Raw genomic sequence first — 24,341 nt, forward strand, 5'->3', positions numbered from 1 at the left:
TCGTCGCCTCCCTCGAGGCTCAGGCGTGCCCGGTTGCCGCGCTGGCTGGCTGCTCGTCGGGTTCTTCGCTCGCGGAGTCGGCGAGCTCGTACTCGTTGCAGTCGATGACGACCGTCTCGTCGGCCCGGTAGTGCACCAACTGGGCCTGGCTGTCGTCGTCGCGGTAGAGGGAAACCTGCAGGCCGTCACAGTCCTGCGGAGTCTCGGCGGTGCAGAGTTCGTCGGCATCGCAGGCGATGACGGACTCGACCACGTACCACCCGGGTCCGGTGTAGCACTCCAGGTCGGCGGCCTGCGGGCTGTCGTCGGTGAGCCACAGCGCCTGCTCGTGCTCGGCCTCCTGATCGATGCCTCCGCCCGCCTCGGTCACCAGGTGAGCGCCGCGCTCGTCGTCGTGCCGGTAGGCCCCGGCGTGGCTCAGCACCAGCTCGTCAGCGCCGTGCCGCCAGGTCACGCCAGGTGAGGCGATCTGCACCTGCGCGTCGGAGTCAGGCACGTCGCCGTACACGTAGTGACGGCCGGGCTCGTAGCCGACGGTGGTTCCCGGCTGGGCGGCGTCGCCGAGGCCGACCGCGCTGGTCGCCTTGCGGACCTGCGCGATCAGGGTGTCCAGCAGCTCGTCAGGATCGGCGTCGTCGTCGCGGTCGCGGGCCTCGGCGATGTTCTGCACCGCGAGCACGAGGTCGACCAACGGCACGATGATCTCGGCCTTGGCGCGGCGGTCGGCGCGCAGCTGCTCGTCGTCGGTGGAAGGGGCCGGGCCGGCGGCGTTCATGCCCATGACCGGTCCGGAGTCGCTGGCGGTGTCGTCCACGATGAACTCCCTGTCGCCGGCGCCGGGGTTGGCGGCGTACGCCTCCCCCACCTGCTTGTGTGCGGTGAGCACCTGGTCGGCGCGGGCCCACGCCGCGGCCGCGGTGTCGCTGGCCCGCTGGGCGTCCTCCGCCGCGGTGACCACCGCCCCGTCGACACCGTGGGTACGCAGGTCTTCCACGAAGCGCGCGGTGCTGCCGGTCTGGCCGGCGAACGCGGCGGTCATGGCGGCCGCGAACTGCTGGGCGGAGCCGAGACCGGCCGTCTCGGCCGGGCCGGTCACGGTCGGGCCGGTCACGGTCGGGCCGGTCACGGTCGGGCCGGTCACGGTCGGGCCTGCGTCACGGGGATGACGGTCAGCATGGCACTCCTAGAGCATCGTGGCGAGAGCGACGGTGAGGGCGGCCGCGCCCACGCCGGCGACGAGCAGGTCGACGGCCAGCCGCACCCGCCGGTATTTGGTCCTGACCGCGCGGGACAGCCAGTGCAGCTGCTGGGCGTGTTCCCGCTGCGCGGCGGCGGGGTCGGCGGGGTCGCTGGTCAGGCGGGCGAGGACGTCGTCCGCGTCGTCGGCGTCCGCGTACCGGATGAATCCGTGGTCGCCGTTGAAGCTGGGTCGCACGGCGCTGGCCAGCAGGGCGATGCCCAGGCCGATGAGGGCGACGCACACCCAGCCGGCCACTCCCGCGACGGCCGGAAGGCTGGTGCGGCTGATCATCGCAAGGACCACGGTGAGGGCGGCGCCGGCGAGGGTGAGCAGGGTGGATGCCTTGGAGTCCACGCGCTTGAGCTCGGCGCCCACCGCGGCGACGGCTTCGGTCAGTCGGGTCGGCACGGTGCCGCGGCCGCACTGGCTGGCGTGCCCGCCGGCGCTCAGCAGCGCGGCGACGAGGCTGTCCGCCCCGGTTTCTCCGCAGCCGCTGCACGTCCAGGTCGACACGGCGGTCGGCGCGGCCGCGGCGAGAATGTCGACGGCGGCGCCACCGGCCGTCGGGATCGTGTGCTTGGTGGTGAAGGTGTGGATGCCCAGTTCGGTGGTGGGATCGCCCGGGTCCGGCACGTCGTCTCCTTAATCGGTGTCGATGCTGATACGGCACGGTATCGGCGGTGTAGGACCGGAACGGCGGGTCCGCGATTGCCGCCATGTGCGCCGGCCGCCGGTCGACCGGCCCGGCGCGGCACGACGGCGGTCTATGATCAGGCGCAGTCCGGCGAGGGCCGGTGTGCGTCCGACCCCGGTCCCCCGTCCGGGGTCGGGCCCGGCTCCTCCAGTGCGCGCATCCGGGCCGGCCCGCGGCGCGGGTCGACGACGCGGCAGTCGGGCATCAGCTCGCCGGTGTCCTCGAAGACGATCACCCCGTTGCACAGCAGGTTCCATCCCTGCTCCGGGTGCGATGCCACGACGCGGGCCGCCCCGTGGTCGACCGCGCCCGACGGCGGGCACGGCGGCTGATGCGCGCACGTGGTGGTGGCGGACTGGCAGACGGCGAGTTCGGCGGTGGGCATGGGCGTTTCCTCTCAGATGGACGGATCGGCCGCGGTGGCGACCAGCTCGAGTTGGGACCAGCCGTTGGTGGGCGGCGGGCCCGGTGATGCGGCGACGGGCTGGCTGTGCCGGCGCAGCACGTCGGTGGCCAGGGCCTTGATGCGGTCCACGCCGGCGGTGTTGACGGGGGTGGCCAGGTCGGCGTCCGGATCGACGAGCGGGTCGGCCTGCTGGCGTTTGAGGTCGAGGACCTCGGCCATCGGCGGGTCGGAGCCGTCGTCGCTGACCATGAAGTAGGCCAGCACCGGCTCGGTCTGCCCGTCGCGGTTGAGCCGGCCGATGGCTTGGGCGTGCACGCCCGGGCTCCAGTCGAGCTCGCCGAAGACCACGACGTTGCAGTAGTCCTGCAGGCCGTCGAGACCGGCTCCGGAGCGCAGCGACATCATCAGCACCCGTGAGGTGCCGGCCTTGAACAGCTCGACGCTGCGCTGTTTCTCCGCCGGGGACTCGGTGCCGGTGTAGAGCGTCGGGTAGAAGTCGCGCAGCTCGTTGATCCAGATGTCGTAGCAGTTGTGAACCACGGTGAAGTCGCCCAGCAGAAACAGGTTGTCGCCGTCGACCTCGAAACCGTGGTATTCGCCCTCGCCAGCCGGCTCGATGCGGAAGCCGGTCCTGAGCACGTTCTTCTGCCCGGCCCGGGCTGCGGCCCGCTTCCGGCGGACCCGCATGGGGAGCGCCGTTAGGTCCCCCGAGATGCTGACGGAGTAGTAGGTTCCCGTCGCATATCCCGTTGTGACCTGCTTCTCCGCGATGTACGCGGCAATGCCGAGCGACCGGGCGAGGAAGGCAACGTCGGCGGCCAGAGCTGCGGACTTCGTGGTGTAGGACGCGCTGCCGACGCCGTTGCCTCGATACACGTGCCCGTCGGAGTCGATCAGACCCGCCAGCAGTTGTCGCCGGTCCTCCACGGGAGCAGTCAGGTAGGACGGCGGGATGCGCTTGGCGCTGCCCAGCCCCAGCGCCCGGTAGTGGCGCAGCAGCACGTGGCGGTTCTTTGGTCCCTGCAACCCAGAAGAGAGTGCGAGCTGCTTCGCCGCGCTGGCACCGGACGCGCCCGGAGCGGCCCAGACGGACAACGAGAGACCATGCCGGGCGGCGACCCCGCGCAGCTCTGCCTCCACCTCCGCGTCAGCCGACGCGACTCGGAAGTCCTTCAGGCTCGCCGCGCCGTCGCCTAGCCAGTAGCCCATCAGCCACGGCTCCAGGGCGGGAAGCTCGCCGTCGAAGGTCACCGTTTCCGCGCGGTACAACGTCCGAGCACGCTGCCAGCGTGCGGGGGCCTCCGCGTATTCACGGGCGGTCACCTTCTCGTACCGGCGGCCGTTCCAGACGGTCAGGATGTGGTTCTCACTGCACACCCAGGGCTGGCCCTTGTTCGGAACGATCCGGTAGAGCTTCCCGGCGCCCTTGGTGAGCGACAGGACGGTACGCGGCGTCGAGTTAGGGCCCATGACCTGCTCGCCCTCGCGCACGTCCTCCACGTTCTTGACGGAGCCGTCGTACATAAGCACCTCGGTGCCGGGGGCGAAACACTCGCGGTGCCAGCCGAGCAGCAGCACGCGCTGCTCCGACTCGAGCAGCAGGCGCACGAAGCCGGCGACGAACGGTGCCTTCGCCACGCCGGTGGCGTGGCGGATGCGCATGTCGAGCTTGCCGGCGGCCTGGAAGCGGACCTGCCGGTCGGCGGCGGTCAGCACCAGGCGGGCCATCTCGGCGGCGTCGCCGGACAGCTGGCGGAGCCGCTCGTGGTCGGTGTCGACCGGCTGCTCGATCCGGATCACCTCGGGCAGTTCCCGGCCGACGTCGGCGCGGGTGCGGCGCAGCATCACGCCGGTGTCGCGCAGGTACGTGCCGAGCGCGGCCGGGTCGGCCACCTTGACCTTGCCGTTGCTGGGGTCCAGGCCGCGGCACCATTCGCGGCTGAACTCCTCGCGGGTGCCGAGTGCGTCGCGGTCGAGGATGCTCACGATGGTGTGGATCTCGTCGCCCCAGTTGTAGACGGGCGTAGCGGTCAACCCGACCCGGAAGGTCGCCTCGTCGGCGATCGCCGCGCCGGCGATGCCCTTCTGGGCGCGGTCGCCGCGGCGCAGCTCCTGCATCTCGTCGAAGATGACGCAGCGGACCCGGCCGGCCAGGTGGTCGCCCCATCCGGCGAGCTTGCTGTAGCTCATGATCAGCACGTCGGGGTCGCGGTTGTCCGGCATCCTGGCGGCCAGGTCGTACGGCGTGCGGCCGGTGACGATGTGCCCGCGGAGCCAGGGCAGGGACTTCTCCAGCTCGCCGAGCCACTGGGCGGGCAGGGCGGTGAGGGTGACGACGAGGGCGGGCAGCGCGGCGGGGTTGCGCAGTACCAGCAGCGAGGTGAAGGTCTTGCCCAGGCCGAGGTCGTCGACGAGCAGCAGCCGGCCGGTCGCGTGCACCAGGTCGGCGGCCTGCTGCTGGTAGGCCCGGGCGGGCCGGGCGGGCTCGCGCCAGCCGTACTGCGGCTGGTGACCTTCCAGGATCCGCAGCACGGTGTCTTCGGTGTTGCGGTGCCCGGTGGCACGCGCCTCGAGCCGGGCCAGGCTGACGGCGTCGGCCGGCGCCAACGGCCAGCGGTCCATGAACCACTGCAGGTCGCGGGAGCTTTGCGGGGTATCGGCCAGCATCGCGACGCGGGTGCGGTCCTGGCGCAGCTGGGGAAAGACCCGCTTGAGCCGGGTCATCACGTGCGGCTGCGCGGCGATGGCCCAGTAGGTGCGCCGGTCGCCGTCGGCCTCGGCCGGGACGTACTTGAACGAGCCGTACGTGGCGGCCATCAGAGTCCACCTCGCAGGACCAGCACGGTCACCGGGACGTCGCCGAGGACGGCGGGCGCGCCGGCGGCGTGCCGGGCGCGGGTGGTGACCAGCAGTAGCGCGCGGATGTCGGGGCGGCGGGCGTAGCGCTGCAGCTGCCGCCAGACGGCGAAAGCCTCGCCGTCGACCTTGACCTCGATGCCGATCCCCCCGGCGACAAGGAAGTCGATACGGCACCGGTCACCGAGCGGCACCTCACGTCGGGCTGTCACTCCCCCGGCGGCCAGCACCGCGGCGATGCCGTCGTGCAGCTGCAGCTCGTCGCGGTAGCGGTACCGTGCGCTGCCGATGCGGATGGCCAGCGCGGCGACGTCGGCCGCGGTCATTGGCGGCCGCCGAAGGGCACGGGCGTCAGCGCGGCCGGCAGGCGCAGCGGGTGGTGCGGGTGCCCCTGGCCGGTCACCCGCAGGCAGAGCGGCTCGACGCCCTCGGACCGCAGCAGCTCCAGGACCTGGCGGTCGCGCTCGTGCAGGCTGCCGTGGCTGCCCCACGCCACGACGACGCGGCCGCGGTCGGTGCGCGGGTCACGCAGCCGGGCGGCCAGCACCGCGTCGTTGTCGGCGCCGACCGGCCGGGGGTGCGTGTAGAGCTGCCGCGGGTCGGTGGAGCGCAGCGCGAAGAGGTTGAGCACGAGCAGGCCGCCGGCGCCCCAGCGGTGCGCGTAGCCACGGCACCGGCGGATGGTGTTGTCGGTGACGGTGGCCGTGGCGGTCGAGGGGTTGAGCATGACGAAGGTGACCCGCGGCCGGGCGAGGTCCCAGTCGCGGGTCAGGGCGTAGCGGTATCGGCTGTCGGCCGACAGGTGCACGCCGGCGAGGTCCTCCCCCGCGTGCAGAGCGGGCTGCAGGAGCACCTCGTCGTGCTCGGCGTCCCATCGGGTGCAGTGGGTGCGGCGGGCGCCGGCGGCGAGCTCCTCATCGGTGGCCACGGTGACCGACCAGCCCATCCCGTCGGGGCGGGCGGTCTGCACGTCCAGGACGGTGTACTCCTCACCGCCGGTGCGGTAGCGCCCGCCGACGCGCCGCGGGCCGATCCCGGTCGTGATCCAGCCCGGCGCATGCGGCGCCGGGTGGTGGGGGGTGCGGACCGTCGTCATGTGTTGACTCCTACCGATTCCCTACGTCATTGCTGATACTGCTCAGTTACAGAAGTCACTGGGCAGTGGCCGGCCCCGGACGGTTCAGTCGTCGGGTAGGGCGGTGAGCGAGCGCTCGTCGACGTGTTCGAGCACCGGCCGGCCGTCGCGCAGCAGGACGTGGTACACGTCGGCGTACACGCCGAAGTCGATCTCGGCCGCCCAGCACGGGTCGCACGGACAGCGCGGCCCCACGGTGTAGATGCCGTGCTCGGCGACCATATGGCCGTGGTAGTGCACCCGGGTACCGGGCTGGAACTCGATGCTTCGCCGCCGCATAGGACGTCCTCCGTGTCGACCGCATCGGCACCGCGGCCCGCGCACGCGCCGCCCGAGGGCGCCGGCTCGCGGGCCGTGGTGGGTGATTGCCGCCGTGCAGAACCCGCCGCGGCGCCGGGCCGCGTTCAGCGCCACGTCCGCGCCGGATCGGGTTCCTCGTGGACGACGTGGAACACGAACGGCGCCTCGGCCCGATGCCACAGCGCGTGCCAGACCAGCGCGATCAGGGCGAACAGGCCGGCGGCGGCGAGCGCGGCGGGGATCGTCCACGCCGGGCCGAGGGGCAGGGCGTCGAAGCGGTGGCCGCCGAGCACCTGGCCGACGGCGTAGGAGAGGTCGGCGCCCACGGCGACCGGGACGCTGGCCAGGCCGGCCAGCAGCATCCGGGTGCGGTAGCAGGCCCCGGGGTGCTCGACCTCCGGGTGCAGCAGGGCCGCGCGTGACAGCCACGGCGGATCCTCGCCGGCCAGCCAGGCGGCGATGGCCGCCTCCCGTCGAGCCGAGTCCGGCGACTCGGCGCCGGCCACCTGCGGCGCGGTGTCGATGCTCATGCGACGTCCTTCCCGCTGGCCGCCTCGCGGTCGGCCAGCGCGGTGATGAGGATGGCCAGCGCGGCCTCGTCGCAGCACACACCGCGCACGGGACCGGTCTGGTCGGTGAGGAACAGCTGCAGCCGGTCGGCGAGGTCGCCGGGCTGCCGGCACTGCGGTGAGTTCAGGAACAGGTCGACCAGCTCGCCGGTCGACCAGTCACTGCTCGTGTCGAGACGGGTGTTGGACCAGATCGTGAGGGTGCCCAAGGCGCCCATCACACCTCCTTACTTCTGATACTTTTGCGTATCAGTGGCGACCGTAGCACGGTGTTCCGATACTCAGAGGTCACGGAAGCAGAGGGGTATGCTCACGCAGTCATTGCTGGCGGAGGAAGAGGAACGCGACATCGTGGCTGCGCTGCCGCCCGCGTTGCGCCAGGCGCTCGAGGGCTACGAAGCTGCGCTCGCCGATGCGGACCTGTCGGGCAATACCCGCCGCGTCTACCGCTCGCGGGTGTCCAACTTCCTGGCGTGGTTGGCCGAGCAGCCGGACGCCGCAGCCGCGCTGACCGATCCGCACCGGCGCAACCGGGCCGTCGACGGCTATCAGCAGCACCTGCGCGACCAGGGCCGCGCTGCGATCGGCTCGGTCCGGGTCGCCATTGACGACTTCTACCGGCATCTCGGCCTCGGCGGCGCCGTCGCCGGCCGTGACCCGGCGGCGCCGGTCCCGACACCGGCGCTGACCCCGGCCGAGCTTGAGGCCGTCGACGCCGTGCTCGACGCGGGCGGCCCGGACGAGGCGGCCCGTCGCCGGGCGGTGGTGGGGCTGATGCGCTACGCCGGTCTCAACGGCGCGGAGATTTCGTCGCTCACCATCGCGGACGCGGTCCTGGTCGACGACGCCCGGATCGCGGTCGGCGGTGTGCGGCCGCGCACGGTCCCGGTGCACCCGCGCCTGACGCCGGCACTACGGGCGTGGCGCAAAGTCCGGGACCGCGTCGACGCCGCCCCGGACGCGCCGCTGTTTCCCAACCGTACCGGCGGGCACCTGAGCTCGCGCTCGGTCACAGGCATTGTCCAGGAAGTTGGCGAGCGGGCCGGGGTGACACTGAGCCCGGCGGCGTTGCACGCGACGTTCGCCGCGGCGCTCATCGCCGCCGGCGCCGACGCCGCGGTGGTGGCCGCGTTGACCGGCCGGCGCCCCGATGACCCGGTACCGCCGCCGGCACCGAGCCCCGCCGCGCTACGCACCGCGCTGCATCGGACCGCACGCCGTCCCTGAGCGTGCGGCAAGGCTTGCCGGACAGGCGGACTCTCGCCGGCGTGCCTGCGTTGAGATCCGCTAACCGGCTGGTTCCCGGCGGCATAGCGCCCCTTGCGCGGCGTGCTCGAAGTGTCCGATCGGCTGGCGAGCGGCCTCAGCCGACCGCGGTGCTTGCGCCGAGAAGTTCCGGCAGGAGCGGCCGCAGCCAGGAGTAGGGCCGAGCAGGTTCCGTAGTTCGGCGGCGTGTCCGTCGGCGTGCGCGGCGCGCATCAGGTCGTGCCGTGGCTCGTCGTCCCCTCGGTGCGGCCCGGCCAGCCGCGCCTGCTGCACCGCCCACCGCGCGCCGGCGGTGTCGCCGGCGTCGAGGGCTCGGTGTGCTGCGTCATCGGAGGTGAGGCCCGTTCAATGCCTGCGGGTGGGAGATCTGCCCGGTGTGGCGCTGGGTTCCTGCCCGGAGGTGGGAGCAGAGCCAGTTGTGTGGGCCGTCGGGCGTAGCGGGCGCGGGAACGCTTGCCCGGCCCGGACTGGCAACCCGCGCAGCGCGTCGGTGTAACCACTGGCTCGAGCTTGGCGAGGGCCCGTTCGAGCGCGCTGGTGGCGGCGTTGGGCCGGGTGATCGGCGTCCACACCGCACGAACATAGAACAGGTGCTTGCCTTGGGGCTTGTGCAGCTCGCCGCCGGGCTGGCTATGGAACAGCTCGCCGCGGGCCACCGTGTGCGGCAGCGCCCGCCCGAGTGCCTCGGCGAGCAGCGGCAGCTCGGGATGGAGGCGGGCGACCTGCTCCACCGCCACCTCGACGCGATGTCCCGCTGCCGGCTCGAACAGCTGCGTGGCTTCGTGCATGTGAATGGGGCCCAGATGTGCGCGACTTTGGGGCCCGGGTTGAGCGGTTTTCCTTGATCAATGTCGCTGACCTTGGGGCCCACTTCTGCGGTGGTTCAGGCATCGCCGGATGGGGCTTTAGAAGGGCGGGTCAGCGTCCGGGCGAGTGAGAACGGCGGTGTCGGGGAGCGGCAGTGCTGGGATGTCGTGGCTGGTGGGGTGGGTCCAGCCTCCGATCGGCCGGCGGATCGCGTGCGCGGTGTGGGCGATGACGCCGGTGAGTCCGGGGATCTCGATGTCACTGATCACGAAGGTGGTGCCGTTGTTGTCCTGTTTGACCACCAGGTAGGGATGCGATTCGGGCGGTGCGAGGATCGCGCCGACCGATGGCAGGTGGCGCATCTCGCCGTCCCATCGGACGTAGTCGGCGACGTCGGCGAGGGCGAGAACGGCTTGCAAGGCCCAGTGGGTGCGCGCGACGGGGTCGGCGATGATCCAGTCGGGTAGCGGGGTGAGTGCAGTTGGACCGCCGCGCTGTCGAGCTCCAGCCGCTGCGGCAGGGGTCGCTGGTGGTCTGCGGCGAGGCGCTCGTGCCGGGTGGCCAGCGCCTCGACGAGGGTCCTCACCGCCTCGCGAGTGGCTGGTTGGTCGGCGGGCGGCGACGCGACGACGACGGTCGGGTGCGGGTACAGCCGGTCGCGCACGTCGAGCAGTTCGAGGCCGAACCGGTCCCACGCGGAGTCGGTCCCGGCCAGGGGGCCTGCCACGCCTGCAGCGCCAGCTGCAGCGCGGCCTGGGCGAGGTCGTCGCCATCGTCGGCGGTCAGTTCGTCGCCGACCGCGCAGCCTAGATCGCTATACATCATGTTCGGCAGCGTGCGACATTGCCGGTGCTGTCGTCTACCCCGACGCCGGACCGCTGTGGATATCTCGGATTCATGCTGTGTGCGGCCTCGCCGGTGGCCGGGCGCGCGGGCATCCGGCCAACGCGGCGTCGCGTCGTCGTCCGATGACCGGTGTGGAACAGCATGAGCGCGCCGCCCGCGGCGCTGCCGACCCAGTGGACTGCCGACGGGACCGAGTGGTCGACCAGGTTACGCGAGCGCGCCGGCGAGGATGCCGACGCTGCGCGAGCGGCGCCGGGGGCGCGGGCAGTGTCCAGTACGACGACGCCGTGCTCGGTGCAGGTTCCTCTGTACGGAAAGAACCCGATGCTCATAACGAACCCCCGGGGAAATCCCCGGGGGTTTCCTACTTTTCCTGGGTCAGGCCGGGTCGAAATCGCCGGTCTTCGCGCCGTACAGGAACGCCGCCCATACGGCTGGCTCGATGACGAGCACCGGTCCGCTCGGGTCCTTGCTGTCTCGGACGGCGACGGCGCCGGGCAGCTCGGCGACCTCGACGCAGTTGCCTTGGTCTCCGCTCCGGCTGCTCTTGCGCCACTTGGCGTTAGTCAGGTCGTACATCATGCTCCTTTTGGATGGTCGCCAGGAGGGCCGCCGAGTCGGTGCGGTCCAGGCATAGCTTGTTGAGGGTCTTCCAAGCGGTCTCGTAGGTGGCCACCTCGTCGGGCTTGTCGAGGTAGAGGGCGCCAGTCAGGCTCTCGCTGTAGATCGTCGTTGGCTCCGGAGCGTGAGCACCTACCGCAGGGAAGTCGAGGATCACGAACGCGCCGGCGACCAGCGCGCGGTGCGGGCCGACCGATGACGGCACGATTTTCACGGAGACGTTCGGCGCCTGGTTCGCCGTGATGAGGCGGTCGAGCTGCTCGACCATGGCGGGCCGGTCCGCGAGCGGTCGACGGAGGGCCGCCTCCTCCACGATCACCTCCAGCGCGGGCGCCCTCGGCGCGGTCCTGATGAGGATCGCCTGCCGGGCAAGTCGAAGCGCGACTCGACGATCGATGTCCTCGGGCGTGATGTCTGGCCCGGTCGCGATGATCGCGCTGGCGTACGCGGCTGTCTGGAGCAGCCCGGGAATGAGGCCGGGCTCGTAATGCCGGACGCGGCTGGCCGCCGCCTCAAGTCCGACGTACAGCTCGAACCAGTCGGGGAGATTGTCGGTGTAGGAGTGCCACCAGCCCTTCGCCTTGGTCTCGGCGGACAGCTCAGCGAGTGCCTCCGTGATCTCCGGCAGCGCGCCGTACATGCCGCACATGGCGATCACGTCGATCCGGCGCACCGGGCTCAGGCCAGCCTCGACGCGGTACAGCTTGGCCTTCGACCATTCCAGGTTTCGCAGTGCGGCCTCAACGCTCATGCCGGCCTGCTGCCGCAACTCCTTGAGCGTCCGGCCGATCGAGCGACGCGGCACCGTCGATCCCGAGTCCGTCACAGACACACCTCCCGTCTCATTATGAACGGCTCGCCCGTCTCGTATGAGACGGGCCTAACGCGCGAACCTCGACACGTCAATACTCATTTCGAGATTCTCACTTCCAGCCGTTGCATTCCGCATTGAGCGTAGGTGATGCTCTCTCCAGTGGCGCCCGCCTTGGTACCGGTAATGCTGATGCGGGCGTCCACCTAAGCTCTCGCATCGGTTTCGTCGGGCCGCCTTCCAACGAGCGGGTGAGAGATCAGGGCCGCCCGTTTGCGGCGGGCGGCCCCACCTCAGCAGGAAAAACGGGACGGAGGCACCCATGCATGCACGCGTAGGCGCCAGCGCCGTCCTGGATGCGGCGCAGGTCGTCATCAACGAACACCGCCCAGGCCCCGACTGCTTCGGCCGGTGCTCCAAGTGCGGCAGCGCCTGGCCATATTTACCGCGCAGCCGGGCAGGCACCACCTTCTACCGCGCTGAACGGCTACCACGCCGCACGCCGGCCGCACCCGCCGTCGGGGACGGGGTGCCGTGGTCACCGATCGACTGGTTCGGGTCCGGCAAGATCACCACCAGCGCACACGGCAAGCCAGCGCCACACGCCTGGGAGATCCGGAAATCAAAGGATCCTGGCGTGATCGGCCACCCGGAGGTGCCCAGCATTGGTGACCTGCTCAACCTGCGCGATGAGGACTACCTCTACGGTTCGGGCGCGCTCCGACTGCGCGTGACCGAGGTGCACGAGAGCCAGCCCATGCCGGACTGGGTCCAGGTCACCGGCACCCACATCGCCTGGAACGACAGCGAAATCGGCGAGCGCACGGTCTTCGTCCGCAAGGACGCGCTCGGCCGCGCCACCACTGCCAGGCAGTCGCGTTGACCGACTACACCCGACCCAACCAGGAGCTGTGGGCCAGGAAGTACAACTGGCCGGCCGGCGCCCTGGAGGCGTGCAACGCCATCGAGGACCAGCACCCGGACTGGCATCCGCTCTGGGAGCCAGACTCGGACAGCGGCTCCCGCCAGCAGTGCGGCTTCTACGCAGGCCGATCGCGAGCGGCACATCGGCACGTGGACGATCGACGGCTGGCGGCGCCCAACCCCAGGACAGGGCGGGGTCACGACAGGTCTCTGACTCCGTCCGATTACTACACCCCCCGGGCCGCAGCCGTCCCCCGCGGTGAGCCCGGCAGGAGACCCCCACCGATCTTGGTGCGCCGATCGGTGGGGGTCTTCCTGCAGTTGGATCGAGGAACTGCCGAGCACCCCGCCGCCCGACCGGTGTGGGCCTACAGCCGGGCAGAGATCGCGCCCACCCCGTCCGGTGGGAAATCGTCGCACTGATGTACGACCCGGACGTCGTCGTCGTAGGATGAGGTATGGCCGAAGCGTCCCGCAGTACCGCCGAAGTGGTCGCTGCCCACGGGTTCCGGGTCGACCCGGAGCGTGTTCGGGCCGCCACTGCGCGTCTACGAGCCGCCCAGGCGGCCTTCGCCGGCGAGTCGGCTCGCCGCGGCGACGACGCGCAGGCGTGGACGGAGGCCAACGATCGCGAATCCCGCAACGTCGCGTGACCGACTTCGGGTTCGTGCTCGACACGTCGGCGATCCTCGGCTACGCGCAGCTGCGGATCGGTGTTGCCGAATTACTGCTCAGCGCAGCAGAGCTGGAGCAGGTCTTCGGAGCCACTGAGCTGTGCCTGGGTTCGGCCGCCGACCTCGAAGTGGCGGGGATCGGCACAGCGCTCGGCGCCACGCCATCCGGGATCACGCGTCGCTGGTCGTGCTCGCTGACGCCATCCTGCCGGCCGACCGGCGGGTGGCGCTGCATCGGCTGTTCCCCACCCGCGCGGACGTGGTCAGTGCCTTGCTTGCCTCGTTTCATTGGCGCGTCCCGATCGTCACGTACGAGCCGACGGTGTACGTCGGCGCCAACGGCATCCTCTATCGCGATGTGCTGGAGATCGAGGATGCCTGACCTCCGCTAACGACTGGCGCGGCCCGTGGTGAGCCCGACGCGCTGCCGGACTATCGTCTGCGTCCGACGCTCCGGCCCGGGCCGGGTGCAAGAGGCCCAGACGTCGCGGCCCGGGCCGCGACCGCGTCCACACCCGCCGGCGTAGAGCGCACAGCCAGAGCGCGTTGACGCGCGGGGTGCATATTGCCGGCGCGCCTCAGCGGCTCGGGCACGGGCTTCGGCTCTGTGCTGCTGCCCAACCGGCACGCGGCCGCCAGGCTGAGCATCGAGTGGGAAGTGTCCGAGGTACGGGCTGGCGCCGATTTCCGCTCCGGGCCCAATGACGCATCTCGGTTGAGCGCCCGGCGATGGAGCCGACGCGGCAACGTCGAACGCGAATCCGTCACGGACACACCTCCCGTCTCATTCTGAACGGCTCGCCCGTCTCGTTTGAGACTGGCCTAATGTGCGAACCTCGACACGCCAATACTCATTTCGAGATTCTCACTTTCACCCGTTGTATTCCGCATTGAGCGTGGGTGATGCTCTCTCCAGTGGTGCCCGTGTTGGTCCGACGATGCTGATGCGGGCGTCCATCCACGCTCTCGCATCGTTTTCGTAGGTCCGCCTTCCAACGAGCGGGTGAGAGATCAGGACGACACGCAGGTGCACGGGGTGGAGACAGCGGCCATGAGCGACGCACAGGCGCATCGGAACCGGTTGGCGCTGGTGTTCAGCGGCGCGTATGCGGCGCTGCTCGACGGCAACTCTTCTGCGGCGACCAGGCTGATCATGGGTGTGTTGCGGCAGTTCGACCCCGGCCCCGGCCCCGGCCCGAGGCCGGCACCGTCGGACCCAATCGTGATCGAGTTGTCCGTGCTGGTCGCCGCGATCGCCGCGGACAGCGACGACGCCCCAGCGGACGTGGTGGCGTGGGCGCGGTGGAGCGTCGCCGCCGCCGCCGAACACCACGGACGAGGGCACCTCGCGACCCGCCGGGCACGACTCGTCCTCGCCCGGGTGCTGAGCACCCACGGTGACCATCTCGCCGCCGCCGAACAGTACCGCCGCCTGGTCGAGGACTACGCCGCGCTCGGTGAGCACGACGAGGCGCTGCATCTGCGGGCCGTGCGGGCGGCGGCGCTGCATAACGGCGGGCGCTGCTACTCCGCAGTACAAGAACTGAAGAAGGTGTGGCGCAGTTGCCGCGCCGCCACCGGCGGCGACGCCACGACCGGGACCCCGGCCGACGTCTCGGTTGATGTGTGGGGCGGCGGCTGGGATTCCGCGGTGGCGCAGTATGCCGGTCAGTTGGTGGCCATGCTGACCGCGTGCGGCCGGCTGCAGGAAGTCCGCAGTGTCGCCGAATCCCCGGAGGCGCCGGCAACCAGCGTCCCACGCTCGGGACCGATCGGCGACGGGCTGAGTGAGCAGGTTGCGGATCTCGGTACGGCGGTCGACGCAGGGCATGCGCTCGTCTGCGAACGGCAACGAGACGATCCCCTCGCGGTGCGCCTGCAACCCAACCGGGGGCGCAACTGGACGGACCTGTTGCCGTGACGACCACGACGATGCATACCAGCACGAGCCGCAGTTTGACGGGCGGCGCGGCGGCGGCCAGTGCAGCGGCCGGCATGGCGGCCGACGCGGGTGGCAGCGCGGGCGGGGAGCGGGTGCGGCAGTTCCCGGCGTGGCTGGATCGGAACTCGGCGCCGGCGATGGTGGCGTATGCGGCACAGCGGTGGCCGTGGACGATCGTCGACGTCGGTTCGGGACCGGCCTCACAACGTTTGATTCACGGCGACCCGCGGTTGGCTGCTGCGGTCGGGGCGGCGATCGGCGACCCGGTCACCGACGCCGAGGCATATGCCGAGGTGTGGCGGCTTTCGGTGTCATGCCGGTGGCCGGGCGGGCACCTGCCGGAGGTCGCCGGCTCGCTCGCTACCGCAGGCATCGGCCGACGTCCGGGTGCGCTCATCATCAACCTGGATGCGGGCACGACACAAACGGTGCTGGCCAACGGGTGGGTGCGGTCGACCACGATGCGGCAGATGCTGGCGCAGCTCGACGAGGAGGGCTTGCTCGGCCGCCTGCGACCCGCCGCCAGCGGCGGCCTCGGCTGCTACGCGCTGACCATGCCGTTACCACCCTTGTTCGGTGTGCCAACGTCGGCTGTTGCCCGATCGGTATCGGCAACTGCCAGGGCGGCACGCGACGCCGCGGGCGACCCACCGGTCGCAACACCCCGTACGGCACCCCGTAACACAGTCAGTCCGGCATCCGGCGGGCGGTGGGCGTTGCTGTCACCGGAGCAGCGCGCGGCATTGACCCGCGACGTGGTGTCGCGCTATGAGCAGGGCGCGTCGGTGCGCGCGGTGAGCGGACAGACGGGCCTGCCGTGCAGCAGGGTCTACACGATCCTGGTCGAAACGGCGACTGAGATGCGCCCTTCGGGTTGGCCGCGCCAACCGCGCGACGACGCCCACACGGCCAGCGTCGTGTCGCGCTACGGCGGCGGCATGTCGATTCGCATGATCGCCGGCGCGGACCGCATCTCCTACCGCACGGTCATGCGCATCCTGAACGAGGCGGGCGTCAGCCGCCGACGCGGCCCCAGACGACGTTCATCGCCTGGGACGACCAACGACAGCGACGGCCCCGGAAACGGGCGCGCCGAGCAGAGGACTACCAGCACGACACGCGAAACACGCAACGGGGAGGGCGGTACGTGACAAAGGTCGATGTGGCACGGCTGCTGGCAGGGGATGAGGCCGGCACCGCATGGCAGTTGTACGAGCAGCAGTTCACCGTCCTGAACGCGCACGCCGTCCAGCGGCATCTGATGAAGGAGGCGGAGTTCTACTACGTGTGCCAGGACGGCAATGTGGAGAAGTGGCGGCTCTTTGACGATCATGACCAGCTGGTGGGGCTGGCGACCTACACCAACGTGTTGGAGTCGATGCCGCTAATCAGTCCGGAGTACTTCGCGGCACGCTATCCGGAGCAGTACGCGGCGGGGCAGGTGTGGTACTGCGGGTTCGTCTGCATCGCCAACGGGGCCGACTCGACCACCTTTCTCGAACTGATCACCCGCATGTACCGGCAGGCGGCCGCCCGCGGCGGGGTGATCAGCCTCGACTTCTGCGGGTTCAACAATGACCTTGCGCAGCTTGTCAAGGTGGCGCTGACCCGGCTGGCCGGCGGCCCGGACAGCGGGTTCCAGGCTGTCCGGGCCGACATCCAGACGTACTGGGTGTACGTGACGCCACGCGATCACCTGGTCAACGGAGCGGCCCAAGGAGTGCGGCGCTGATGGGGGCCGCGCTCACCGAAGCGGGTACCCCAGGCGGGCTGTGGGGCATCGAATTGGTGCTCGACCTCGAGGGCTGCGACCAGGCGGTCATCAGCAGCGGCAGGCACATCCGCCACTTCGCGCGCGCCCTGTGCGACGAGATCGGCATGACACCCCACGGCGCGCCGGTGTGCGAACGCTTCGCCCTCGACAATCCCGAGGCGGCCGGGTACTCGCTGGTCCAGCTCATCACCACATCCAGCATCAGCGCACACTTCGCCGAGAACACGGGCCGGGCGTTCGTCAACGTGTTCTCGTGTAAGCCGTTCGACACCGACGCGGCGACCCGGTTCATCCTGGACTTCTTCCACGCACAGCACCACAGGGCACAAGTGCTGCACCGGGGCGCGCTCAGCGCGGACGCCGTACCTGGCGGGGCGGCGACATGACCGCACGTCAGGCCATCGACGCCGGGGCACAGCCCCCGCAGTATGCCGAGCTCGCCGCCGTGCAAGGGCGGCAGTTCCCAGCATGGCTGGACACTGTGTGGACCGGCGCCACGGACGGCGCCCCAACGGGCGGGCGGGCTGCGCTGCTGGTGGAGGCGGCGCAGCGGTGGCCGTGGCAGGTGTGGGTCAGCCCTGGCGGGTCAGCGACGCCGACACCACTCCTGGCCCTCAACGATGCGTTCCTGGCCATGGTGCTGCAGGTCCCGATCGGCCACGTCGTCGACAGCGCCGACGACTACACCGACGTGTGGTGCCAGTACGTCCTACGCCGTCTGCCACGCGGATCGGTCGCCACGGTGGCGGGCTCGCTGGTGCAGTATGCGCGCGAGCCCGGCGGACTGACCATCGAACTCGGCGGCGAACCAGGCTCCGAACAGCACCCCCAACACGGCGGCGCGGTACAGCAGGTCATCGCCTCGGCGCACGTGCAGCGCAGCACGCTACGGTCACATCTGCGGCAACTCGAAGAGGACGGCATGCTCGGCGTCCTGCGCCGGGCCACCGGCACAGACTGGGGCTGCTACGCCCTCACCATGCCGTTGCCCGCGCTCGCCGCCGCCGTACCGGACAACTCAGTACCGGACACGGGAACGCGATGAGGGACTTCGGACCGCCGAGCTCCCGCGCCGAGGCGGAACGGACCGTGGCGGCCCATACCGCCCGAGACGGCATCTGCGAGGGATGCCTGGCTGCCTGGGCGCGAATGACCCCGTACCCGTGCATCCACCTGCAACGGGCACAAGTGCTCCTCAACAACGACACCGAAGAGGGCACAGACCCGTCCAGCCGCTAAGCATCGCGGCTCATTGCGGGCTCATTGCCTGCGGCCTCTCAGGCGACGTGCGCCCCGGGCGGCTCGACGAGCAGCAGCACCGGCCGCAGGACTTCCCGTCCATCGCAGCGCCCTCGGGCCGCATGCACGGAAACGACTGACGAGGAAAGGACGTACGGCAGTGCGGATCGGCTACAGCATGTGGGGGTTTCTCGGCGCCGGCGTAGTCGACACCCCGGACGGTGCGCGCAGCTACCGCCGCTCGGTCGTCGACGGCCTGCGCGGCGCCGGGCACGACGTTGTGTTCCTGCAACGGAACCGGGACCGCAACGAAGCGTCCGACCCGGTGCCCGATTTCCGGTGGGACGACGGGTTACCGCCGCTGGACGCGTTGGTGCTGGAGTGGCGGTGGCGGCTGCCAGGCCGCAACGACACGCCGTGCGGCTCCGTCGGCCATACCTGCGACCTGCACCGGCAGACCCAGCTGGTAGAGCACTACACCCGCACGGCCGGGACGCCGACGCTGCTGTGGGACCTGGACCGGCAGCTGCAGCCCGACGATCCGGTGCGCGACCTCCCGAACGTTGTCGTGGCCGACTTCGCGCTGCGGCAGGAGCCCGGCGTGGTGTCCCTGCCCTGCCCGGTACCGGACGTGCTGCTCGACACCGCCGACCCGGCCGCGCTGGCCGCGCTGAACCGGCCGACCGATCTGGTGTACGTCGGCAACCGCTACGACCGAGATCCGGCGTTCGACAAGTACTTCGCGCCGGCGGCCCGGCAGCTGGCGCACGAGGTTGCCGGGAAGTGGACCGGCGTCGAGCACTGGCCGCACGTGCGGTTCACCGGCCGGGTGGCCTACCCGGATGTGGTGAGGATCCACCGCCGGTCGTTGGCCACGGTGCTGCTCATGCCGTACCGGTATGCCTCGGTGGCCGCGATGAGTTCGCGGCTGTTCGAAGCCGTCACGGCGGGCTGCGTGCCGCTGGCCACCGCGGAGCTGGCCTCCGCGGACGTATTCGTCCCGCCGCAGCTGCAGGTCACCGGCGGTGCGGAGGTGGTCGAGCGGGTGCAGTGGCTGCGCCGAATCCAGGGCACCGCCGAGCACGTCGCGGTGCTGGCGCAGTGCCTGCAAAGGCTCGAGCCCTTCCGCGCCTCCCGGCAAGCCGCCGCCCTGGACCAGTTATTGCGCCACATCCCCACCCCAGCACGGGCCGCCGGCATCACCCGGCTGGCCTCCGGACCAGCGACGAGGAGCTGATCATGCTCACTCCGGCAAGTTTCGCCACGTTCACCGACGCCTATCTGGCCGTCCTGCGCACGATCGTCGACGAGCCGCATTTCGTCACCGTGGGCCGTGGGAAGGACGCCTGGGAAGTCCCCAACGTCAGTTTCAGGCTGGCCAACCCGATCGCCCGCACCCCGTATCTGGCGGGCCGGCGCGCGAACCCGGTGTTCAACGTCGCCGAGTTCCTGTGGTACGTCGCCGGCCGCGACGACCTCGACATGATCGCCTACTACGCGCCGCGGCTGCGGCAGCTGAGCGTCGACGGGCAGCACCTGGCCGGCACCGCGTACGGGCCGCGGCTGTTCACCCCCGGCGGCGCCGACGGGCGCAGCCAGTTCCAGCGGACCCTGGATCTCACGGTGAACGAGAGGGACAGCAAACGCGCCGCCATGATCATCATGCGGCCGGACGAACTGGAGGACTCGAGCCACCCGGACGTGGCCTGCACGCTCGCCCTGCAGCTGATGCTGCGTGACGGCGCCCTGCACATGACCGGTTACATGCGCGGCAACGATGCCAAGATCGGGCTGCTGTGCGACGTGTACTCGTTCACGATGATCCTCGAGTTCGCCGCTCGGCTGCTGCGCGTCCCGGTGGGCACCTACACCCACCACGTCGGCTCGATGCACATCAACACCGCCGACCTCGACCAGGTCCGGGCCATCCTCGCCGAGGCGGAATCCGCACCCGGAGGCGGCTCGTTCCCAGCGGATCCGATGCCGGCCGCCACCGACTGGTCCGTCATCTCCGAGGTCCTGGACCACGAGGAAGCGCTCCGCACCAATCAGTGGGCCCTGTCCCCGGCCGAGGCGGCCGACCTGCCGGTGGACCCGTACTGGCAGCGGATCGTGCTGCTGCTGGAGGCGTACCGGCAGCTTCAGCACACCACCGAGCCGGTCACCCGGGACGTACTCGACGCGCTGCATCCCGGGCACCGCTGGCTGCTCGCTCACCGCTGGCCCGACCGCATCCCGGCAGCGGCGGTGCAGCGATGAGCGCTGAGCCCGCCGCGGCGGTGCCGGCCGCGGCCGGCGCGGATCAGCGCGGCGTCCGGACGGTGTCGTGGGCGGACTGGACGGTCGTGCTGCTCAAACCGGACTGCGTCCGCCGCGGTCTGGTCGCGCCGGTACTGGCCTGGGTCGAGGAGGCGGTGCAGCTGGTCGACACGCGCCGCGTGAAGCCCACCATCGAGCAGGTCTTCGCTCACTACGACGACATGCTGCCACTGTCGGAGGAGCTCGGCAGGGATGTGCCGGCCGAACTGCGGCGAATCTACGTCGGCCAGAGCGTTGTCATCGCCCTGGGTCACGGCCCGGACGCCGCGGCGCGGGTGCGGGCCATGGTCGGGCCCACCGACCCAGCCGCGGCGCCGGCCTCGACCATCCGCGGCCGGTTCGCCAGAGACTCCCTGCGCCGCGCGATGGCGGACGGGCGGCTCGTCGACAACCTCATCCACACCTCCGATCACGCCGGGGTCGTCGAACGCGACTTCGGCATCTGGTACGGCCCCGACCTCGCCCACCTGCTGCACCCCGAACACGCGCCGATCCCCAGCTCTGCAGGAGGCAACTCATGACGCTTGTCGATCTCGGTATCCCCGGCATCGGGCGCACCGCGAAGCAACTGCCGCTCATGCCCGCCGACGAGCAGGCGGGCCTGGACCCCTACATGGCCACGATCGTGGGCTACCGCAAGTCCGGGCTGTCGCTCAACCACATCATCGGCTGCCCGCTGGACTGCGGCTACTGCGTGCGGCACTTCTGGGGCAACTTCGACGACAAGAGCCCGCACCTGCTCGTACCCACCGAGCAGGCGATCGACATGCTCATCACCCATCCCGGCTTCGAACCGCACGTCACCCCGGTCCAGGTGTTCAACAAGGCCACCGACCCGTTCCTGCCCGGCGTCAAGCCCCACCTGTTCCAAGTGCTGACAGCACTGGACGAACGCGGCTACACCAACCACATCCTCGTGATCACCCGATTCAAGATCACCGCCGAGGACATGGCCGTCCTGGAGTCCCTGCAGCACCTGCGGGTGACGCTGCTGCTCACCTACAGCGGCATCCGCGACGAGCGGATCGAACCGATCGCCAAGTCGGACATCACGCTCACCTCGCTGCGCACCGCCGCCGCGCACAAACAGCGCACCGCCGTGGTGCTGTACTGGCGGCCGATCGTGCCCGGATGGAACACCGACCCGGCCACCATGGCCCATGTTCTGGACGCCGGGCGGGACGCCGACGCCATCGTCTTCACCGGCTACTACCACCAGGAGGCCAACGACGCCTACCTGCGGTCGCTCGGCGTCGAGCTGCCGTTCGGCCCCGACGACTACCACCGGCGCAAGACCATGTCCGACGAGCTCGACGCGACGGTCGTCGCCGCCTGGCGGGCGTCGGGCATCAACACCCCGTTGTTTCGCAAGACCAGCTGCGGCGTCGGATACGCCCACGGCGCGGCCGACTACAACGGCCACTGGGGCGTGCCCGGCCTGTGCGACATCTGCCCCGCCAAGCAACAGCGGCGCTGCGCTGCCGCGCACACCACACCGACCCCCGCCGCGCTGGATGCCGTGCTGGGCCGGCTCGGGTTCACTGGCGTGCCGTACCGTATCGATGAGGGCCACATCTGGGTGTCCGGGCTCACCGAGATGCAGCGATACCCGATCCAGCACCTGCTCGGGTTCCAGATCTGGAACGTCGACTCGCCGCACTTCGACGGCGCGCACGGCCGGTCACCCCTCGGCCATACCATCGGCGAAACTGACCTGGCTGCGGTGGAGGCCGCGAAAGCGGAGCTGACCCTGGCCGCCCGCTACGAAGACGACTGACGATACGACCACTGAAGACAACCGGCTCGCAACGGGAGATCAGCGTGGTGCACCCAACGATCCAGACGTGGTCGGCGCGGCCCTGGCATGCGGCGCCGCTCGTGGCGATCGACCTGGAAGGCAGCGGCGCACAGGACGGCGCGCAGGAGGCGATTCTCGAGATCGCCGCCGTCCGGCTGTTGCACGGTGCCCCGGACACCGCCACCGCCTACACCACGCTGATCGACCCCGGCCGGCCGATAGCACCCCGCCCATGGATCTCTCCGGGACTCGCTGGCGACGCGCTCAGGGGCGCTCGCGCACTCGCGGCGGTCGAGCCGGAACTCGCAGCCCGGCTCAACGATCGGATCCTGGTCGGGCACAACATCGGCGTGGACTGGCGCCTGCTCCACCGCCGTTGCCCGACGATCGCGCCGGCCGCGCTGCTCGACACCTACAAGCTCGCCCGGTCACTGATCAGCGCAGGCCCCCACAGCCTCAGTAGCCTGATCAACGCCCTCGACCTCACCGCCACCGCCAACGCCGCCGCGCCAGGCGGCCGGCCACACCGAGCCCTGTGGGACACGACCGCAACTGCCCTGCTCCTAAGTGCGCTCGTCGCCCGCGGCTGGCCGTCCGAACCGACCCTGTCCACCGTGCTCGCCGCCGCTGGCCAGCCGCTGCACAGCCAACCCTCTGCAGCCGTCACCGGCCCCGACGCCGCGACGCTGTTCTAGTACGAGCGGAGTTTCCACATGGTCGACGTGTCCGAGGTGGTATCGCCCCGGATCGTCGTGGCCGCCGCGATCATCATGGACGGGCGGGTCCTCGCTGGCGAGCGCGCCGCCGAGCCGGTCACCCTGGCCGGCATGTGGGAGTTCCCCGGTGGCAAGGTCGAGCCCGGCGAGACCGAACCTGAGGCGCTTGAGCGGGAGTGCCGCGAGGAACTGGGCGTAGCCGTCGACGTTGGTCGTCGGGTCGGCGCCGACGCGCCCATCCAGCCGGGCCGGTCGGTGCTGCGGGTCTACACCGCGGTGCTGCGCCATCCGGCGTCCCCGAGCGCACGCCAACATCGGCAGCTTCGGTGGCTCAGCGCGGCCGAACTCGCCACCGTGCCGTGGCTGCACTCCGACGCCACCGTACTGCCCGCCATAGCAACCCTGCTCCTGGCCGCCCAGTGTGATGCCGCCGCCGGCATCAACTCATGGCTCCCAGGCCGGGTGCCGCGGCCCGGCGCGGGCGACCAGCCCCGGAGCCGATGAGGCGCGGCACATCGCGCAGGTACGTCCATCAGCGACGAGCTTTTCCACACAGCCCACCGCGACGGGTCACGATCTACGAGCTCGCCGCCGCGCCGTGTTGGACGCTCGACCTGATCAGGGGCGCTGGACACTGCTGGGGGAAAGGGCCCATGACAGCGGGCGGCCTCGGCCGCACCGCGGGCCGTCTCCACCACGGCCGCGAAGTGCAGCCCGTCGTCATCCGCGACGGCCCGACCGTGCCGGCTCAGCGGCCCGGGCCGTGGTACTTGATCCCGAGCGACGGACGGGCCAGGGCGGCGACCGCGGCCGCCGCCCCCACGACCTCGCGAGCGAGGCATTCGGCGACGGGCTTCCGGTCCCACTCGCCACGGTCCGCGCGGCCTGGCGGGCCGTGGTCCAGCGCGTCGTCGTGCCCGGCGAACAGCACTCCCCCGTCCCGGTCGCAGCGGACGAGCGGGCTGAGCGGGCGTGGGACCTAGCCGAGCGCGCCGCCGACGGCCGCACCCAGGCGACCGTCCTGCCCCGCCGGATGCGGCGTATCGACCAGCGGCTCACCGCCTACGGCGTGCCGTGGAACGTGCCCGGGATCGCGCAGTTCGACCGCGGCCCGGCCAGCCCCGAGCCGGTGACAGCCAAGGGGCTCACCACGCGGACGCTGGTCGGCGTGCTCGCCGGCGCGTCCGAGGTGAACGGCCCGACCATGGCCTCGTTCGTGCGGGCCTTCCTGCCGCCCGGCGCTGCCAGTCCGATCGCATCCTGGATGGAGTACCCCGAGAGCGCCGTCCGCGACCCCGCCGACGTCACCGACGGCGCCGGGCTGCGCCTGATCCCGGACGGCGACATCCGCCAACACCTGCTGCGTGTCATCGACGCGGCGACGCCGGAGCAGCTGCGCGCCGC

The 24,341-nt window shown here is 70.9% G+C and carries 28 protein-coding genes and 1 pseudogene; 17 read left to right on the plus strand and 12 right to left on the minus strand.

The window, feature by feature from the left end:
- Positions 1-19: 19 nt before the first annotated feature.
- The 9 genes from IEZ31_RS12570 to IEZ31_RS12610 form a co-directional block, all read right to left on the minus strand.
- Positions 20-1,141, minus strand: a complete 1,122-nt coding sequence (locus IEZ31_RS12570; protein ID WP_190249989.1) for a hypothetical protein — start codon at positions 1,139-1,141, stop codon at positions 20-22.
- Between the two features lie 42 nt (positions 1,142-1,183).
- A complete protein-coding gene (locus tag IEZ31_RS12575; protein ID WP_229834804.1) occupies positions 1,184-1,873 on the minus strand; it encodes a Pycsar system effector family protein in 690 nt (229 codons plus the stop codon).
- Positions 1,874-2,010: 137 nt separating this feature from the next.
- Complete coding sequence (locus IEZ31_RS12580) at positions 2,011-2,319, minus strand: DUF5999 family protein (protein WP_229834806.1); 309 nt, start codon at positions 2,317-2,319, stop codon at positions 2,011-2,013.
- A 12-nt stretch (positions 2,320-2,331) separates the two neighbouring features.
- The gene (locus IEZ31_RS12585) at positions 2,332-5,157 is read right to left on the minus strand and encodes a Hint domain-containing homing endonuclease (protein WP_190249990.1); all 2,826 of its coding nucleotides are present in this window, start codon (positions 5,155-5,157) and stop codon (positions 2,332-2,334) included.
- On the minus strand, positions 5,157-5,522 hold the full coding sequence (locus tag IEZ31_RS12590; RefSeq protein WP_190249991.1) for a hypothetical protein: 366 nt from the start codon (positions 5,520-5,522) through the stop codon (positions 5,157-5,159). The genes IEZ31_RS12585 and IEZ31_RS12590 overlap by 1 nt, the downstream gene beginning before the upstream one ends.
- The gene (locus tag IEZ31_RS12595) at positions 5,519-6,292 is read right to left on the minus strand and encodes a DUF1643 domain-containing protein (protein WP_229834809.1); all 774 of its coding nucleotides are present in this window, start codon (positions 6,290-6,292) and stop codon (positions 5,519-5,521) included. The genes IEZ31_RS12590 and IEZ31_RS12595 overlap by 4 nt, the downstream gene beginning before the upstream one ends.
- Positions 6,293-6,376: 84 nt before the next feature.
- Positions 6,377-6,610, minus strand: coding sequence for a hypothetical protein (locus tag IEZ31_RS12600; RefSeq protein WP_190249992.1), 234 nt, complete (start codon positions 6,608-6,610; stop codon positions 6,377-6,379).
- A gap of 125 nt (positions 6,611-6,735) precedes the next feature.
- Complete coding sequence (locus tag IEZ31_RS12605) at positions 6,736-7,161, minus strand: hypothetical protein (protein WP_190249993.1); 426 nt, start codon at positions 7,159-7,161, stop codon at positions 6,736-6,738.
- Positions 7,158-7,418 (minus strand): hypothetical protein, encoded by a 261-nt coding sequence (locus IEZ31_RS12610; RefSeq protein ID WP_190249994.1) that lies wholly within the window; start codon positions 7,416-7,418, stop codon positions 7,158-7,160. The genes IEZ31_RS12605 and IEZ31_RS12610 overlap by 4 nt, the downstream gene beginning before the upstream one ends.
- A gap of 88 nt (positions 7,419-7,506) precedes the next feature.
- Here IEZ31_RS12610 and IEZ31_RS12615 point away from each other — a divergent pair, with 88 nt between their 5' ends.
- Together IEZ31_RS12615 and IEZ31_RS12620 are read left to right on the plus strand one after the other, a co-directional pair.
- The gene (locus IEZ31_RS12615) at positions 7,507-8,427 is read left to right on the plus strand and encodes a site-specific integrase (protein WP_190249995.1); all 921 of its coding nucleotides are present in this window, start codon (positions 7,507-7,509) and stop codon (positions 8,425-8,427) included.
- Positions 8,428-9,065: 638 nt separating this feature from the next.
- Entirely contained in the window at positions 9,066-9,311 is a 246-nt protein-coding gene (locus tag IEZ31_RS12620) for a hypothetical protein (protein WP_190249996.1), read from the plus strand.
- A gap of 60 nt (positions 9,312-9,371) precedes the next feature.
- On the opposite strand, the gene IEZ31_RS12625 is transcribed toward IEZ31_RS12620, so the two are convergent.
- The 3 genes from IEZ31_RS12625 to IEZ31_RS12635 all read right to left on the minus strand — a co-directional run bounded on the left by IEZ31_RS12625 (position 9,372) and on the right by IEZ31_RS12635 (position 11,545).
- Positions 9,372-9,692: a hypothetical protein gene (locus tag IEZ31_RS12625; protein ID WP_190249997.1), complete on the minus strand. Its 321-nt coding sequence runs from the start codon at positions 9,690-9,692 to the stop codon at positions 9,372-9,374.
- A gap of 805 nt (positions 9,693-10,497) precedes the next feature.
- The gene (locus tag IEZ31_RS12630) at positions 10,498-10,698 is read right to left on the minus strand and encodes a DUF397 domain-containing protein (protein WP_190250092.1); all 201 of its coding nucleotides are present in this window, start codon (positions 10,696-10,698) and stop codon (positions 10,498-10,500) included.
- Positions 10,682-11,545, minus strand: coding sequence for a helix-turn-helix domain-containing protein (locus IEZ31_RS12635; protein WP_268241659.1), 864 nt, complete (start codon positions 11,543-11,545; stop codon positions 10,682-10,684). The genes IEZ31_RS12630 and IEZ31_RS12635 overlap by 17 nt, the downstream gene beginning before the upstream one ends.
- A gap of 328 nt (positions 11,546-11,873) precedes the next feature.
- Between IEZ31_RS12635 and IEZ31_RS12640 the strand changes: the two genes are divergently transcribed.
- The 15 genes and pseudogenes from IEZ31_RS12640 to IEZ31_RS12710 all read left to right on the plus strand — a co-directional run.
- A complete protein-coding gene (locus IEZ31_RS12640) occupies positions 11,874-12,434 on the plus strand; it encodes a hypothetical protein (RefSeq protein ID WP_190249999.1) in 561 nt (186 codons plus the stop codon).
- 499 nt (positions 12,435-12,933) lie between these two features.
- Positions 12,934-13,128 carry a hypothetical protein gene (locus IEZ31_RS12645; RefSeq protein ID WP_190250000.1) on the plus strand — a complete coding sequence of 65 codons (195 nt, stop codon included), beginning with the start codon at positions 12,934-12,936 and terminating at the stop codon, positions 13,126-13,128.
- 208 nt (positions 13,129-13,336) lie between these two features.
- A complete protein-coding gene (locus IEZ31_RS12650; RefSeq protein ID WP_190250001.1) occupies positions 13,337-13,531 on the plus strand; it encodes a hypothetical protein in 195 nt (64 codons plus the stop codon).
- 654 nt (positions 13,532-14,185) lie between these two features.
- The gene (locus IEZ31_RS12655) at positions 14,186-15,070 is read left to right on the plus strand and encodes a hypothetical protein (protein ID WP_190250002.1); all 885 of its coding nucleotides are present in this window, start codon (positions 14,186-14,188) and stop codon (positions 15,068-15,070) included.
- Positions 15,067-16,242 carry a helix-turn-helix domain-containing protein gene (locus IEZ31_RS12660; protein WP_190250003.1) on the plus strand — a complete coding sequence of 392 codons (1,176 nt, stop codon included), beginning with the start codon at positions 15,067-15,069 and terminating at the stop codon, positions 16,240-16,242. The genes IEZ31_RS12655 and IEZ31_RS12660 overlap by 4 nt, the downstream gene beginning before the upstream one ends.
- Entirely contained in the window at positions 16,239-16,823 is a 585-nt protein-coding gene (locus tag IEZ31_RS12665) for a hypothetical protein (RefSeq protein WP_229834812.1), read from the plus strand. The genes IEZ31_RS12660 and IEZ31_RS12665 overlap by 4 nt, the downstream gene beginning before the upstream one ends.
- A complete protein-coding gene (gene speD, locus IEZ31_RS12670; RefSeq protein WP_190250004.1) occupies positions 16,823-17,251 on the plus strand; it encodes an S-adenosylmethionine decarboxylase in 429 nt (142 codons plus the stop codon). Before IEZ31_RS12665 ends, speD begins: the two co-directional genes overlap by 1 nt.
- Positions 17,248-17,910 (plus strand): hypothetical protein, encoded by a 663-nt coding sequence (locus IEZ31_RS12675; protein WP_190250005.1) that lies wholly within the window; start codon positions 17,248-17,250, stop codon positions 17,908-17,910. Before speD ends, IEZ31_RS12675 begins: the two co-directional genes overlap by 4 nt.
- Before the next feature lie 354 nt (positions 17,911-18,264).
- A complete protein-coding gene (locus IEZ31_RS12680; RefSeq protein WP_229834815.1) occupies positions 18,265-19,341 on the plus strand; it encodes a CgeB family protein in 1,077 nt (358 codons plus the stop codon).
- Between the two features lie 2 nt (positions 19,342-19,343).
- Entirely contained in the window at positions 19,344-20,363 is a 1,020-nt protein-coding gene (locus IEZ31_RS12685; RefSeq protein ID WP_190250006.1) for a thymidylate synthase, read from the plus strand.
- Positions 20,360-20,944 carry a nucleoside-diphosphate kinase gene (locus IEZ31_RS12690; protein WP_190250007.1) on the plus strand — a complete coding sequence of 195 codons (585 nt, stop codon included), beginning with the start codon at positions 20,360-20,362 and terminating at the stop codon, positions 20,942-20,944. Before IEZ31_RS12685 ends, IEZ31_RS12690 begins: the two co-directional genes overlap by 4 nt.
- On the plus strand, positions 20,941-22,200 hold the full coding sequence (locus tag IEZ31_RS12695) for a radical SAM family protein (RefSeq protein WP_190250008.1): 1,260 nt from the start codon (positions 20,941-20,943) through the stop codon (positions 22,198-22,200). Before IEZ31_RS12690 ends, IEZ31_RS12695 begins: the two co-directional genes overlap by 4 nt.
- 101 nt (positions 22,201-22,301) lie before the next feature.
- Entirely contained in the window at positions 22,302-22,916 is a 615-nt protein-coding gene (locus tag IEZ31_RS12700) for a 3'-5' exonuclease (RefSeq protein WP_229834817.1), read from the plus strand.
- Between the two features lie 18 nt (positions 22,917-22,934).
- Positions 22,935-23,351: pseudogene (locus IEZ31_RS12705) on the plus strand ((deoxy)nucleoside triphosphate pyrophosphohydrolase); the annotation flags it as partial.
- Positions 23,352-23,700: 349 nt separating this feature from the next.
- Positions 23,701-24,341, plus strand: a 641-nt coding sequence (locus tag IEZ31_RS12710) for a hypothetical protein (RefSeq protein ID WP_190250010.1), incomplete at its 3' end; no start/stop codon positions are given.

Origin of the sequence: Dactylosporangium sucinum, assembly GCF_014647515.1 — a bacterium.
Lineage (GTDB): Bacteria > Actinomycetota > Actinomycetes > Mycobacteriales > Micromonosporaceae > Dactylosporangium > Dactylosporangium sucinum.